This window comes from Rhodoferax sp. LS1R11 (assembly GCF_056521395.1).
Genome location: NZ_JBWMAW010000002.1, coordinates 384,596 through 398,258 on the forward strand (window position 1 = coordinate 384,596; position 13,663 = coordinate 398,258).

At 60.5% G+C, this 13,663-nt stretch carries 12 protein-coding genes and 1 pseudogene; 5 read left to right on the top strand and 8 right to left on the bottom strand.

Annotation, left to right across the window (positions count from 1 at the left end; all coding sequences use genetic code 11):
* Window positions 1–66: 66 nt before the first annotated feature.
* The 3 genes from AC097N_RS04430 to sucC form a co-directional block, all read right to left on the bottom strand.
* Complete coding sequence (locus tag AC097N_RS04430) at window positions 67–762, bottom strand: TerC family protein (protein WP_479579529.1); 696 nt, start codon at window positions 760–762, stop codon at window positions 67–69.
* Window positions 763–883: 121 nt separating this feature from the next.
* The gene (gene sucD / locus AC097N_RS04435; RefSeq protein ID WP_479579530.1) at window positions 884–1,777 is read right to left on the bottom strand and encodes a succinate--CoA ligase subunit alpha; all 894 of its coding nucleotides are present in this window, start codon (window positions 1,775–1,777) and stop codon (window positions 884–886) included.
* Between the two features lie 9 nt (window positions 1,778–1,786).
* Complete coding sequence (sucC, locus tag AC097N_RS04440; RefSeq protein ID WP_479579531.1) at window positions 1,787–2,956, bottom strand: ADP-forming succinate--CoA ligase subunit beta; 1,170 nt, start codon at window positions 2,954–2,956, stop codon at window positions 1,787–1,789.
* A 188-nt stretch (window positions 2,957–3,144) separates the two neighbouring features.
* Between sucC and argC the strand changes: the two genes are divergently transcribed.
* The gene (argC, locus tag AC097N_RS04445; RefSeq protein ID WP_479579532.1) at window positions 3,145–4,080 is read left to right on the top strand and encodes an N-acetyl-gamma-glutamyl-phosphate reductase; all 936 of its coding nucleotides are present in this window, start codon (window positions 3,145–3,147) and stop codon (window positions 4,078–4,080) included.
* Between the two features lie 3 nt (window positions 4,081–4,083).
* Here the strand turns inward: argC and recX are convergent, their stop codons facing one another.
* Both recX and recA read right to left on the bottom strand, forming a co-directional pair.
* Entirely contained in the window at window positions 4,084–4,545 is a 462-nt protein-coding gene (recX, locus tag AC097N_RS04450; RefSeq protein ID WP_479579533.1) for a recombination regulator RecX, read from the bottom strand.
* Between the two features lie 75 nt (window positions 4,546–4,620).
* Window positions 4,621–5,703, bottom strand: coding sequence for a recombinase RecA (gene recA, locus AC097N_RS04455; protein ID WP_479579534.1), 1,083 nt, complete (start codon window positions 5,701–5,703; stop codon window positions 4,621–4,623).
* 154 nt (window positions 5,704–5,857) lie between these two features.
* Between recA and AC097N_RS04460 the strand changes: the two genes are divergently transcribed.
* From AC097N_RS04460 to AC097N_RS04470, 3 genes are all read left to right on the top strand, one after another.
* A complete protein-coding gene (locus AC097N_RS04460; protein ID WP_479579535.1) occupies window positions 5,858–6,331 on the top strand; it encodes a MarR family winged helix-turn-helix transcriptional regulator in 474 nt (157 codons plus the stop codon).
* A 98-nt stretch (window positions 6,332–6,429) separates the two neighbouring features.
* A complete protein-coding gene (locus AC097N_RS04465) occupies window positions 6,430–7,104 on the top strand; it encodes a response regulator (protein ID WP_479579536.1) in 675 nt (224 codons plus the stop codon).
* A complete protein-coding gene (locus AC097N_RS04470) occupies window positions 7,101–8,555 on the top strand; it encodes a sensor histidine kinase N-terminal domain-containing protein (RefSeq protein ID WP_479579537.1) in 1,455 nt (484 codons plus the stop codon). Before AC097N_RS04465 ends, AC097N_RS04470 begins: the two co-directional genes overlap by 4 nt.
* A 17-nt stretch (window positions 8,556–8,572) precedes the next feature.
* On the opposite strand, the gene AC097N_RS04475 is transcribed toward AC097N_RS04470, so the two are convergent.
* The 3 genes and pseudogenes from AC097N_RS04475 to AC097N_RS04485 all read right to left on the bottom strand — a co-directional run.
* Entirely contained in the window at window positions 8,573–9,232 is a 660-nt protein-coding gene (locus tag AC097N_RS04475; RefSeq protein ID WP_479579538.1) for an SPOR domain-containing protein, read from the bottom strand.
* Between the two features lie 9 nt (window positions 9,233–9,241).
* Window positions 9,242–10,042, bottom strand: coding sequence for a biotin--[acetyl-CoA-carboxylase] ligase (locus AC097N_RS04480; protein ID WP_479579539.1), 801 nt, complete (start codon window positions 10,040–10,042; stop codon window positions 9,242–9,244).
* A 17-nt stretch (window positions 10,043–10,059) separates the two neighbouring features.
* Window positions 10,060–10,530: pseudogene (locus AC097N_RS04485) on the bottom strand (SET domain-containing protein); the annotation flags it as partial.
* 101 nt (window positions 10,531–10,631) lie between these two features.
* Here AC097N_RS04485 and AC097N_RS04490 point away from each other — a divergent pair.
* Window positions 10,632–13,595 (top strand): DNA topoisomerase III, encoded by a 2,964-nt coding sequence (locus tag AC097N_RS04490; RefSeq protein ID WP_479579540.1) that lies wholly within the window; start codon window positions 10,632–10,634, stop codon window positions 13,593–13,595.
* Window positions 13,596–13,663: the final 68 nt, after the last annotated feature.

The window sequence follows — 13,663 nt, forward strand, 5'->3', positions numbered from 1 at the left end:
CCGACTCGGGGGCGAACCTGTCCAGCCCTATATTTTATCGACAGTGCCTCACGGCAGGCTACTCGGTCAAGCCGTTGACTGCGCCCGTTTCTTCAAGACGACGCCCATGAGCAACACCCCCAGTGCACCAGCAATGCCCAAACCATAATTCCATACTTTGGTTTGCGGCAACCAATCGACAACGGCCGGATCACTATGCGCCATCGTACCCGCAATCCAACCCAGCAGCATGCCACCGACCGTGATGATGATCGGGAATCGATCCATCAGCTTGAGCACCAGCTGACTACCCCAGATGATGATGGGAATGCTCACCAGGAGGCCGAAGATAACCAAAGGCAATTGGTGCTGACTGCCCGCGCCCGTGGCCGCACCCGCAATGGCAATGACATTGTCAATACTCATGACCAAATCAGCCACGATCACCGTCTTGACAGCCGCCCACAGCTTGTCACTGCCCTTGATGTCGGAATGGCCCTCTTCGTCAGGTGCCAGCAGCTTCACGCCAATCCACAACAACAGGGCAGCGCCTACCAACTTCAGGAAAGGAACCTGCAGCAAAGTGAGGGCAAAAGCAATGAGGATGACGCGCAGCACGATGGCGCCTGCCGTTCCCCACAAAATGCCTTTGGTACGCAGGTTTGCGGGCAATTGCCGACAAGCCAGAGCAATAACGACGGCGTTATCGCCGCCAAGCAGGATGTCGATCATGATGATCTGACCGACGGCGAGCCAAAAATGAGCGGTTAGGAATTCTTCCACGGTAATCTTTCTTTATCAATGCCCAAGGCATACAAACAATAAAGCCGGATTTTCCCTCAGGAAATCCGGCTTTCTATTGTGGATAACCGCAGGGGCGCCCAAATGAGGCGCCCTCGACAGATTACAGCAAAGCTTTGAGCAACTTGGCCATTTCGGATGGATTGCGTGTGATCGTGAAACCACACTCTTCCATCACTGCCAGTTTGGCATCGGCCGTGTCGGCGCCGCCAGAGATCAAGGCACCGGCGTGGCCCATGCGCTTACCTGCAGGAGCAGTCACACCCGCGATGAAACCGACGATGGGCTTCTTCATGTTGAGCTTGCACCAACGAGCCGCTTCGGCTTCGTCCGGACCACCAATTTCACCAATCATGATGACGGCATCGGTGTCCGGGTCGTCATTGAAGGCTTGCATGATGTCGATGTGCTTGAGGCCATTGATGGGGTCACCACCAATACCAACCGCCGTAGACTGGCCCAGACCGATTTCGGTCAACTGCGCCACAGCTTCATAGGTCAGCGTACCGGAGCGGCTGACCACACCAATGCGACCCTTGCGGTGGATGTGACCGGGCATGATGCCGATCTTGATTTCGTCAGGCGTGATCAAACCAGGGCAGTTAGGCCCGAGCAACAAGGTTTTCTTGCCGCCAGCCGCTTCTTTGGCGCGCATTTTGTTGCGCAGTTCCAGCATGTCACGAACCGGGATGCCTTCGGTGATACAGATCGCCAGGTCCAGATCAGCCTCAACGGCTTCCCAGATCGCAGCGGCTGCACCCGCTGGGGGCACGTAAATGACCGACACGGTGGCGCCAGTGTTCTTGGCGGCTTCCGAGACGGAGGCAAAAATTGGAATGCCAAAAATGGACTCGCCAGCCTTCTTGGGATTCACACCCGCGACGAAACATTCTTTGCCATTGGCGTATTCCTGGCACTTTTCAGTGTGGAATTGACCGGTCTTGCCGGTGATGCCTTGGGTGATGACTTTGGTGTCTTTATTGATGAGGATCGACATGATGGTTCCTTATGCGGCGGCTTTGACGGCGGCAACCACTTTTTCGGCCGCATCGGCCATGGTGTCAGCACTGATGATGGGCAAACCGGACTCGGCCAGCATTTTCTTGCCCAACTCTTCGTTGGTGCCCTTCATGCGCACGACCAGCGGCACGTTCAGGTTGGTGGCTTTGCAAGCCGTGATCACGCCCGTCGCGATGGTGTCGCACTTCATGATGCCGCCGAAGATGTTGACCAAAATGGCCTTGACCTTGGGGTTTTTCAACATGATCTTGAAGGCTTCTGTCACCTTCTCGGGAGTCGCGCCGCCGCCCACGTCCAGGAAGTTGGCTGGCTCAGCGCCAAACAACTTGATGGTGTCCATGGTGGCCATGGCCAGACCGGCGCCGTTGACCAGGCAACCGATATCGCCGTCCAGGCTGATGTAAGCGAGGTCAAACTTTGAAGCTTCGACTTCGGCCGGATCTTCTTCGTCCAGATCGCGGTAGGCCACGATTTCCGGGTGGCGGAACAGCGCGTTGGCGTCGAAGTTGAACTTCGCGTCAATGGCCTTTATGCCGCCGTTGCCTTCGAGAATCAGGGGGTTGATTTCGACCAGCGACGCGTCGGTGTCCATGTACACCTTGTACAGCTTTTGCAACACATCCACAGCTTGCGCTGTAGAACCGGCAGGCACGCCAATGGCATCGGCCAATTTTTTGGCTTGCACTTCGGTCAGACCAGTCGCCGGGTCGACGATTTCTGTCAGGATTTTCTCGGGGGTGGAGTGGGCCACTTCCTCGATGTCCATGCCGCCTTCGCTGGAGACGATCATGGCGACGCGTTGCGTGGCACGGTCGGTCACAGCGGACACGTAGTATTCTTTTTTGATGTCAGCGCCGTCTTCAATCAGCAGGCGGCGGACTTTTTGACCTTCGGGGCCCGTCTGGTGAGTGATGAGCTGCATGCCCAGAATTTCACCCGCGATTTTTTTGACGTCTTCAATGGAACGGGCCAGCTTGACGCCGCCGCCCTTGCCACGGCCACCGGCGTGGATTTGCGCCTTGACAACCCACACGGGGCCGCCGAGTTTTTGAGCGGCTTCCACCGCTTCTTGAACGGTGAAGGCCGGGATGCCGCGAGGCACCGGCACACCAGCTTGGCGCAAGATTTCCTTGCCTTGGTATTCGTGAATCTTCATGAGGACTCTCTCAGGAATGGATTATTTTTATCCGGCCACACAACGAAAGCTCTGCGGGCGGCACTGGGCTAAGCAGTCGAGGACTGTATCATGTTGCAGCGCACCAAAACAGGGCTGGGGCGCCACTCGCATAATTCATAATTATATGAATGTGCATCTGAATAGAAACTGACGAGCAAGGGGCAGACATGCATAAAGTATTCATTGACGGCGAAGCAGGCACCACCGGGCTTCAAATCCGCGAGCGGCTCCAGTCAATGCCCGGCATTGAACTGGTCAGCATTTCTCCCGAATTGCGCAAGGATGCCGGGGCCAAACGCGCCTTGATGGCGCAAGTCGATCTGGTGGTGCTTTGTCTGCACGATGACGCCGCACTTGAATCGGTTGCGATGATTGACGAGATGGAAAAAGCCTCGGGCCGAACAGGTCCCAAAATCATCGACGCCTCGACCGCACACAGAACCATGGCGGGCTGGGTGTTTGGTTTTCCCGAACTCATGCAGGGGCAAAAAGAGGCGGTGACGCAATCGCGTCGCGTCGCCAACCCAGGCTGCTATGCCACTGGCGCCATTGCCCTCATCCGACCACTCGTTGATGCGGGCCTGATCCCCAAGGATCATTCACTCACGCTGCCGTCCATCAGCGGGTATTCGGGTGGCGGTCGTCCCATGATCGAGGCGTATGAAAAAGGCGAAGCGCCTGCGTTTGAACTGTACGGCCTGGGCCTGAAGCACAAGCACCTGCCCGAAATCATGAAATACAGCGGTCTGACGCGGCGCCCGGTTTTCATTCCGTCTGTCGGCAATTTCCGCCAGGGCATGCTGGTGCAGCTGCCGCTGGACCTCGATTTGTTGCCCGGCCAACCCAGCGCCAAAGACTTGCATGACGCGTTGGCCCAACACTATGCGGGCAGCGAATGGGTCAGCGTTGAGCCCGCCACACCGGACAACAAGCTCGATGCCCTGGCACTGGCCGACACCAACAAAATGGAACTTCGTGTGTTTGCCAACAACGACGCGGATGACAGCTTTCACCACGCCGTGCTGGTGGCCCGCCTGGACAATCTGGGCAAAGGCGCCAGCGGTGCGGCGGTCCAAAACCTGAAGCTGATGCTGGGGCTCTGAGGCTCAGTTCTCGTCGGTGAGCCGGTCAGCGCCGGTCACCACGCGCCGGATGGCATCCGCGCCAAACCCGCGTGACGCCAAAAACCGCATCTGTTTGGCGGCGGCTTGGGCGTCCTCGGGTGGCGCACCGAATTTCTTGCGCCAAACCTCCAGCGCCCGTTCGCGTTCCGTGGCCTGCAAACCTTGCAGGGCTTCGGCGACAGCCGCGGAGTCCAGGCCTTTGCCCTGCAACTCCTGCTTGATGCGCGCCGTGCCCAGCTTGCCTGCGCGGCGGTGAACCACGGACTCAATCACGCGCTGCTCGTTGATAAAGCCTTTGGCCTGCAATTCATCCAGCGCCTGGGCCAGCGTGCCAGGCTCTTCCTCAAAGCTCGCGAGCTTGCGCTCCAGTTCGGCCCGCGAGTGCTCGCGGCCGCTGAGTAGCCTTAGCGCGCGGCCTTTTAATGAGGGTTGGTCGAATGACATGGCTGTTTTTTACGCCTCACAAGCCACCATTAAATGCTACTGATTTGATAGCTACTTGTGCACGGCCTACCTGGGCTAGGCGGCTTTTTTGCTTGAAACCTTGGTTTTCACCTCAGGCGCTTCACCGCCCGGCACCAAGGGAATGCCCAGCGAGGCCCGCACCTTGTTTTCAATTTCACGCGACAACTCGGGGTTTTCACGCAGGAACTCACGAGCGTTGTCGCGGCCTTGGCCGATTTTTTCGCCGTTGTAGGCATACCAGGCGCCCGACTTGTCCAGGATGTTGGCGGTCACGCCCATGTCAATGATTTCGCCGTGACGGCTGATGCCCTCACCGAACAAAATATCAAATTCGGCCGTCTTGAACGGCGACGCCACCTTGTTCTTGACGACCTTGACTTTGGTCTCGTTGCCAATGGCCTCATCGCCTTTTTTGATGGTGCCGGTACGGCGAATGTCCAGGCGCACGGAGGCGTAAAACTTCAAGGCATTGCCGCCCGTCGTGGTCTCGGGCGAACCAAACATGACGCCAATCTTCATGCGAATCTGGTTGATGAAAATCACCATGCAGTTGGTCTTCTTGATGTGGGCGGTGAGCTTGCGCAGGGCCTGGCTCATCAAACGTGCCTGCAGGCCGGGCAAGGAGTCGCCCATTTCACCTTCCAGCTCGGCTTTGGGCGTCAAGGCCGCCACCGAGTCCACCACGATCAGGTCAACCGCCCCCGAACGCACCAGGCTGTCCACAATTTCAAGCGCCTGTTCGCCGGTGTCGGGCTGGCTGATCAGCAAATCCTGCAGGTTCACACCCAGTTTTTGGGCATATTGAATGTCCAGGGCGTGCTCGGCATCCACAAACGCGCACTGACCGCCAATTTTTTGCATTTCAGCAATGACCTGCAGCGTGAGCGTGGTCTTGCCCGACGACTCGGGGCCGTAGATTTCTACCACCCGGCCACGTGGCAAACCGCCAACGCCCAGGGCAATGTCCAAGCCCAATGAGCCGGTAGAGACCACCTGGATGTCTTCAATCACCTCGCCCTCACCCAGGCGCATGATGGTGCCTTTGCCAAACTGCTTTTCAATCTGGGCCAAGGCCACTTGCAGGGCTTTGGCTTTTTCGCTGTTCACGGCGGTCGGGGCTTTGACGGGTGCGTCCATGGAAATCTCCTTGAATATCAATGACTGGGGTTGGCGGTGAATCTGGCAAGACGTCTGTTTTTAATAACAGGCTGGATGCTTGAACAGTAGTTTATCTTGCGTGGTTCAAATCTGTAAACAGATTTTTTAGTCAATTTAGCTTACTATTTAAGCCATGCAAGAAACCCACATCACCGCGGGCTGGCGGCAGGCCCATTTGGGGCACTGGATGAACCTGGCGCTGCAACGGTTTGACGCCCGCGTGCTGTCCCTGATGGCCCGCAACGAAGATGTGCCGCTGGCCCTGTCCAACCTGGCGGCCAGGGGGTGCTTGAGTGCGTCCCACGTCCACATCACCCGGCATCTGGCGCTCGATGGCTCGCGCCTGACCGACCTGGCGCAACGCGCCAACATGACCAAACAGGCCATGGGCAAACTCGTCGAACAATGCGAGGCCTGGGGCCTGGTCACCCGCCTGCCCGATGCGCGCGACGCCCGGGCCCGGCGCATTGTGTTCACCCCCGTCGGACTGAGCTGGCTGCATGCGTTTGAGCAGGCCGTGGCGCAGGCAGAAGCCGAGCTGCGGGCCGCCGTGGGGGATGAAGTAGCGACCGTCATTGCCATTGGTCTGGAGGCCTATGCATCTTGAGCGGTGCCCCCGCATTTCCAGCCACGGCCCTGTGCGGGGAAGCCTAGAATGAATAAAAACCGGAACGCCACACGGGCGACAACAACAAGGAGACAGACATGCGAATTCTGATTGCAGAAGATGACCAAGTCCTGGCCGATGGCTTGCTGCGAACCTTGCGCAGCTCAGGCGCCGCGGTGGACCACGTGGCCAGTGGCACCGAAGCCGATGCCGCGCTCATGACCAACACCGAATTCGACCTGCTGATTCTCGACCTGGGCCTGCCCAAGATGCATGGCCTGGAAGTGCTGAAAAAACTCCGTGCCCGAGGTTCCTCCCTGCCGGTGCTGATCTTGACGGCTGCCGACAGCGTGGAAGAGCGTGTCAAAGGCCTGGACTATGGCGCCGACGACTACATGGCCAAACCCTTCAGTTTGTCCGAGCTGGAAGCGCGCGTGCGCGCTTTAAGCCGCCGTGGCATGGGGTCGGCCAGCAGCACGATCAAACACGGCCCCCTGATTTACGACCAGTCCGGCCGCGTGGCCACGATTGACGGCGTCATGGTCGAACTGTCGGCCCGTGAACTGGGCCTGCTTGAAGTGCTGCTGCAGCGCTCCGGCCGCCTGGTCAGCAAAGACCAGCTGGTGGAGCGCCTGTGCGAATGGGGTGAGGAGGTGAGCAACAACGCCATTGAGGTCTACATTCACCGCCTGCGCAAAAAGATTGAAAAAGGTCCGATCCGCATTGCCACCGTGCGGGGGCTGGGCTACTGCCTGGAGAAGATACCGGGGTGAACATCTTTCACCGCGAACAGCGCTCGCTGTTCGGCGAAATCCTGGACTGGATGCTCACGCCACTGCTGTTGCTGTGGCCCATCAGTCTGGTGCTGACCTGGCTGGTGGCACAGAGCATTGCCGGCAAGCCGTTTGACCGGGCGCTGGAATACAACGTGGGCGCGCTGGCGCAACTCGTCACGGTCAGCAACAACCGCGTGCAATTCAACCTCCCCCTGCCCGCCCGCGAGCTGCTGCGGGCGGACGACTCGGACACCGTCTACTACCAGGTGCTGGGCGCCAAAGGCGAGTACCTGGCTGGCGAGCGTGCGCTGCCCCTGCCCCCGGAAGAGGAACGCGTGGTGCTTGGCGAAGTGCGCATCCGGGACGACGAGGTGCTGGGCGCCGATGTCAAGGTGGCCTACACCTGGGTCCAGCTGCCCTTGCCCGGGTCGAAACCCGCTCTGGTGCAGGTGGCCGAGACCATGGAAAAGCGCTCCATCCTGGCCACTGAGATTGTCAAGGGCGTGATGCTGCCGCAGTTCGTCATCCTGCCCATGGCAGTGCTGCTGGTGTGGCTGGCGCTGGTGCAGGCCATCAAGCCCCTCAACCGGCTGGAAGAGCGCATCCGTGCCCGCAAACCCGATGACTTGAGCCCCATCGATGCCCAAGCCGTGCCCATGGAAGTCGCCCCCCTGGTGTATTCCGTCAATGACCTGCTGATGCGGCTCAAAGACTCCATCGCTACGCAAAAACGTTTTCTGGCCGACGCGGCCCACCAGCTCAAAACGCCACTGGCGGGCCTGCGCATGCAGGCCGACCTGGCTCAGCGCGAAGGCGCCAGCGCCGAAGAGCTCAAACAATCGCTGCGCCAGATTGGTCGTGCCAGCATCCGGGCCACCCACACCGTCAACCAGTTGCTGGCACTGGCCCGGGCAGAGAGCAATGGCTCGGCCATGCCGCGCGCCACCTGTGACCTGGCCGACCTGACCATGTCCGTGGTGCGCGACTGCGTGCCACGGGCCATTGAAAAACACATTGACCTGGGTTACGAAGGCATCCAGCCCGAGGCCGACGGCGGACAACTCGCAGGCAACCCCACCCTGCTCAAAGAATTGATTCGCAACCTGGTGGACAACGCCATCAACTACACGCCGTCAAGCATCGACAAGCCGGGCGTCATCACCGCGCGGGTGTTGACCGACCCGTTTGGCAAAACTCTGGTGCTGCAGGTGGAAGACTCCGGCCCCGGCGTGCCCGAGGCCGAGCGGGAACTGATCTTTCAGCCCTTTTACCGCGCACTGGGCACAGAAGTCGACGGCTCAGGTCTGGGCTTGCCCATCGTCATGGAAATTGCGCAGCAACACAGCGCCACCGTGAGCCTGGAAGAAACCCGGCCAGGCCAGGTGCCACCCGGCGCGCGTTTCACGGTGAAATTCATCGCCGAGTCGTCCGATACGGCAGTCGTCTAAAGCGCGCTGGGCACCGCTTACCGGCAGGGGCCGAGCGGCTTGCCCGCCAACGCAGGCTTCAACTCTTCCAGCCGGACACGCAAGGCGTCATTGACCTGCAACAAGCGCAGCAGCGCACCCGGCGTCTCGGCCCGTTCCTGCACCACCCGCGCCGTGCGCACGCCGCGCCGGGCAAAGGCATCCAGCGCCTCATTGGCAGCATCCTGCGTGGCAAAGCCCCCTAGGGACAGACCCAACTCCAGCGCGGGATTGGTCAAGGGCTCAAACTTCAGATTCAAGGCGGCCAGCTGGGTCCGTTTCTTGAGCAGATCTTCCGCACTGGCGTATTTGCCCATGTAGACAATCCAGCGTGCGGGGATGGCTGCATCTTCCAGCACCCACGCACTGGCTGGCCACGAGGACTCCAGCGCACGGCGCAAGGCCGCGCTTTCGGTCTCGTTGAACAAGCCCGCCTGCAGGCACTCACCCGGCTTGCCATTGGCACGGGGCTCGGCCTCAGCCAAACGCAATTCTTTCGCCGTCAACAGACGCAGCAGGTCGGGCCGGACCTGCTGCGCCAACCGTTGCGGCTCCGACTCCTGCGCGGGGGCAAAACCCAGCCCCGCCAGAAAACCCTGTGACCACGCAAAATACACCCCGTTGAGGAGCAGCAAGACCAGAACAATGAGTCGCAACATGGGAATGGATCAAAGGTTTTCGTAAGACGGCGGGCGCAAGGGGCGCACACTCACCTCGGAGCTGGTGACCTTTTTCAGGCCCTGCGCAGTTTGCACCCGCAAGGCACCCACCTCGTCCACGCCCATGGCCGTACCACCCAAGCCGTCACTGAAGCTGACCTCCAGCCCACCCAGCGCGTCCAGCTCATTAAAGCGGGCCTGAAAGGGCTGAAACCCATGCACCTCAAACACCTTGATGGCCTGCACCAGTGGCGCCACGATGCGCAGCAGAGCCTGCGGTGCGTCCAGCCCTGGCAGCACTTGCTGCAACCAGGCGGGCGGTGTGCGCATGCCCGTGCCTTCGCGCTCCCGAATGTTGAGCCCCACGCCCACCACGGCATAACGGGTGTCGCCAAAGCTGGCGGTCTCGATCAGGATGCCCGCCAGCTTGCAGTCGTGCAGCCACACGTCGTTGGGCCACTTCAGGCGCAAATCAGGGTGCAGGCTTTGCACCACGCTCACGCCCACCGCCAGCGACAGGCCGGACCAATCTTGCGGCGCCAGAGGCAACCCCAGCGAAAAAGTCAGGGAAGCGGGCCCACCAGCGTTGGTCTTGTCGTCACTCACCCACTCCCGCCCCAGGCGGCCACGGCCCGCGGTTTGCTGCTCAGCCACCAGCAAAATGGGCTCCAGCTGGCCGGCCCGCGCACGGCGCATCAGCTCGGTGTTGGTCGAGTCCACCTCGGGCAGCACTTCGACCGTGAAGCCAGGCACATCAGGTGCCACGGCTTCCCAGATTGCCTCGGCGGGCCAGCGTATCGGGCTGCGCATGGGGGCGTTCAGCGGCGACCGCGCTTGGGCGCCAGCAGCGTGCTGCGGCAGTTTTGGGCACCGCACCAGCAGGGGTACTCGGCCTTGAGTTTGGCGGTGTAGCGCTCGTCAATGATCAGGCCGTAGTCGTAGTTCAGCTCTTCGCCCGCCGGAATGTTGCGCAGGGCTTTGATGAAGATACGCCCGTCTTGCTCGTCCGCTTCACAGTTAGGCGCACACGAATGATTGATCCAGCGCGACGAGTTGCCCCCAAACAGGGCGTCAATCACGCGGTTTTCGTCAATGTGGAAATAAAACGTGTGGTTGGGGTCCGTGGGGTCATGCGGATGGCGCGCCTGCGCCTCGGGCCAGCTGATGACCTCGCCCACATACTCGATGAGGGTTTCGCCCTCGGCGATATCCTGCACGGCAAACACACCTTTGCCGTGCACCCCCGAGCGACGGGTTTGAATGCGGCGACCAGATTCGGGGACGGCTTTTTTGGACACAGCTAAAAATTTGGTATGGTGAACTCGTATGGGCGTGCGTGTGCGCGCTCACGTAGGCATGTGTGCGCTTGTGCGCACGCGAGAAACTGGATTGTAGTCAGATGAAAACATTGGTCATTGCTGAGAAACCTTCGGTCGCGCAAGACATCGTCAAGGCGCTGACGCCCATTGCGGGCAAGTTCGACAAACACGACGAGCACTTCGAAAACGAGAAGTACGTCGTCACCAGCGCCGTCGGCCACCTGGTCGAAATTCAGGCGCCTGAAGAGTTCGACGTCAAACGCGGCAAATGGAGTTTCGCCCACCTGCCGGTGATTCCGCCGCACTTTGACCTGAAGCCGATGGACAAGACCAAGACGCGGCTCAACGCCATCGTCAAGCAGGCCAAACGCAAGGATGTGGGCGCCTTCATCAACGCCTGTGACGCGGGCCGCGAGGGGGAGCTGATCTTTCGCCTGATCCAGCAGTACAGCAAGGTCAAGCTGCCGGTGCAGCGCCTGTGGCTGCAGTCCATGACGCCGCAGGCCATCCGCGACGGCTTCAACGCCCTGCGCAGCGACCAGCAGATGCTGCCGCTGGCCGACGCCGCACGCTGCCGCTCCGAGGCCGACTGGCTGGTCGGCATCAACGGCACGCGCGCCATGACCGCCTTCAACTCGCGCGACGGCGGCTTCTTTTTGACCACCGTGGGCCGGGTGCAAACCCCCACGCTCTCGGTGGTGGTGGAGCGCGAAGAAAAAATCCGCAAGTTCATCAGCCGCGACTACTGGGAGGTGCACGCCACCTTTGGCGCCCAAGCCGGTGACTACCCCGCCAAGTGGTTTGACCCCAAGTGGAAAAAAACCGCTGCCAACGCCGCAGCTGGCAATGAAGAAGCCGATGCTGAACTCAAGGCCGACCGCCTGTGGAACCAGCGCGAGGCACAAGCCATTGCCGACGCCGTGCGCGGCCAAAAGGCCACGGTCACTGAAGAAAGCAAGCCCACCACGCAGGCCTCGCCCCTGCTGTTTGACCTGACCAGCCTGCAGCGCGAGGCCAACGGCAAGTTTGGCTTCTCGGCCAAGACCACGCTCTCCATCGCGCAAAGCCTGTACGAGCGCCACAAGGCCCTGACTTACCCCCGGACCGACTCGCGCGCCCTGCCCGAGGACTACGTGCCGGTGGTCAAGCAAACCTTCGAGATGCTGGCCGATTCCGGCATGAAGCACCTGGCACCTCACGCCCGTACCGCCCTCAGCGGCAACTACATCAAGCCCACCAAACGCGTGTTTGACAACGCCAAGGTCAGTGATCACTTTGCCATCATCCCCACGCTGCAAGCGCCCAGCGGCTTGAGCGAGGCCGAACAAAAGGTCTATGACCTGGTGGTGCGCCGCTTCATGGCGGTGTTTTTCCCCAGCGCCGAGTACCAGATCACCACGCGTATATCCACCGCCGTGGGGCACAGCTTCAAGACCGAAGGCAAGGTGCTGGTCAAGCCGGGCTGGCTGGCCATTTACGGCAAGGAAGCCGCCGAAGAGGTCAAGGACGGCGACGACAAGAGCGGCTCCAGCCTGGTGCCGGTGAAACCCGGTGAACTGGTCAACGCCGATGCCGTGGACCCCAAGGGCCTCAAAACCCGCCCACCGGCCCGTTACTCGGAAGCCACCTTGCTGGGCGCCATGGAAGGCGCCGGCAAGACCGTGGAAGACGACGAGCTGCGCGAAGCCATGCAGGAAAAAGGCCTGGGCACGCCCGCCACCCGCTCCAGCATCATCGAAGGCTTGATTGCCGAGAAATACATGCTGCGCGAAGGCCGCGAACTGATTCCTACCGCCAAGGCCTTCCAGCTCATGACCCTGCTGCGCGGCCTGGACGTGCAGGAGCTGACCAAAGCCGAGCTGACCGGCGAGTGGGAATACAAACTCGCCCAGATGGAGCAAGGCAAGATGAGCCGCGACGCCTTCATGGCCGAGATTGCCGCCATGACCGAACGCATGGTCAAAAAAGCCAAGGAATACGACCGCGACACCATCCCCGGTGACTACGCCACACTCAGCAGCCCCTGCCCCAACTGCGGCGGCATCGTCAAAGAAAACTACCGCCGCTACACCTGCACCGGCGCTGACGGCACCAGCGAAGGCTGCGGCTTCTCGTTTGGCAAAACCCCGGCTGGCCGTACCTTCGAGGCGGCCGAGGTGGAGCAGTTTCTGCGCGACAAGAAGATTGGCCCGCTGGACGGCTTCCGCTCCAAGGCAGGCTGGCCCTTCACCGCCGAGATGGTCATCAAGTTCGACGAAGAAACCAAAAACTACAAGCTCGAATTCGACTTTGGCGATGACAAAAAAGGCGAAGAAAGCGGCGAGCTGATCGACTTCACCGGCCAGGAGAGCCTGGGCGCCTGCCCCAAATGCGGCGGTGCCGTGTATGAGCATGGCAAAAACTACCTGTGCGAAAAAGCCGTGCCCACGTTGGCACAGCCCACACCCAGCTGCGACTTCAAAAGCGGCCAGATCATCCTGCAGCAACCCATTGCGCGCGAGCAAATGAGCAAACTGCTGGCCACCGGCAAGACCGACCTGATGGACAAGTTCGTCAGCATGCGCACGCGCCGCGCCTTCAAGGCCATGCTGGCGTGGGACGCCGAAGCGGGCAAGGTGAACTTTGAGTTTGCGCCCAGCAAGTTCCCACCACGCAAGACCGCGGCCAAAACCACGACTGCTACCAAAACAGTAGCTGCTGGCGCACGTTCTACGGGGGCTACAGCCAAGAAAGCCGCTACAAAGAAGGCACCGGCCAAAAAAGCAGCCACCAAGACCGCCGCCGTCAAAACGCCGCGTAAATCCGCCGCCAAACCGGGCGTCGGGCTCACGCCCAGCGACTCCTTGGGCGCCGTCATTGGCACCGAACCGATCGGGCGTCCGCAAGTCATCAAGAAACTGTGGGACTACATCAAGGCCAACGGTCTGCAAGACGCGGCCAACAAGCGCGCCATCAATGCGGACACCAAGCTCCTGGCCGTGTTTGGCAAACCACAGGTCACGATGTTTGAACTGGCCGGCATTGTGGGCAAGCACCTGAGCTAAAAAGCCCCTGGCTAGCCAGCCAGGACGGTTCGCGGCATCATGGAGGTCTCATTTTTTCGGAGACCTCC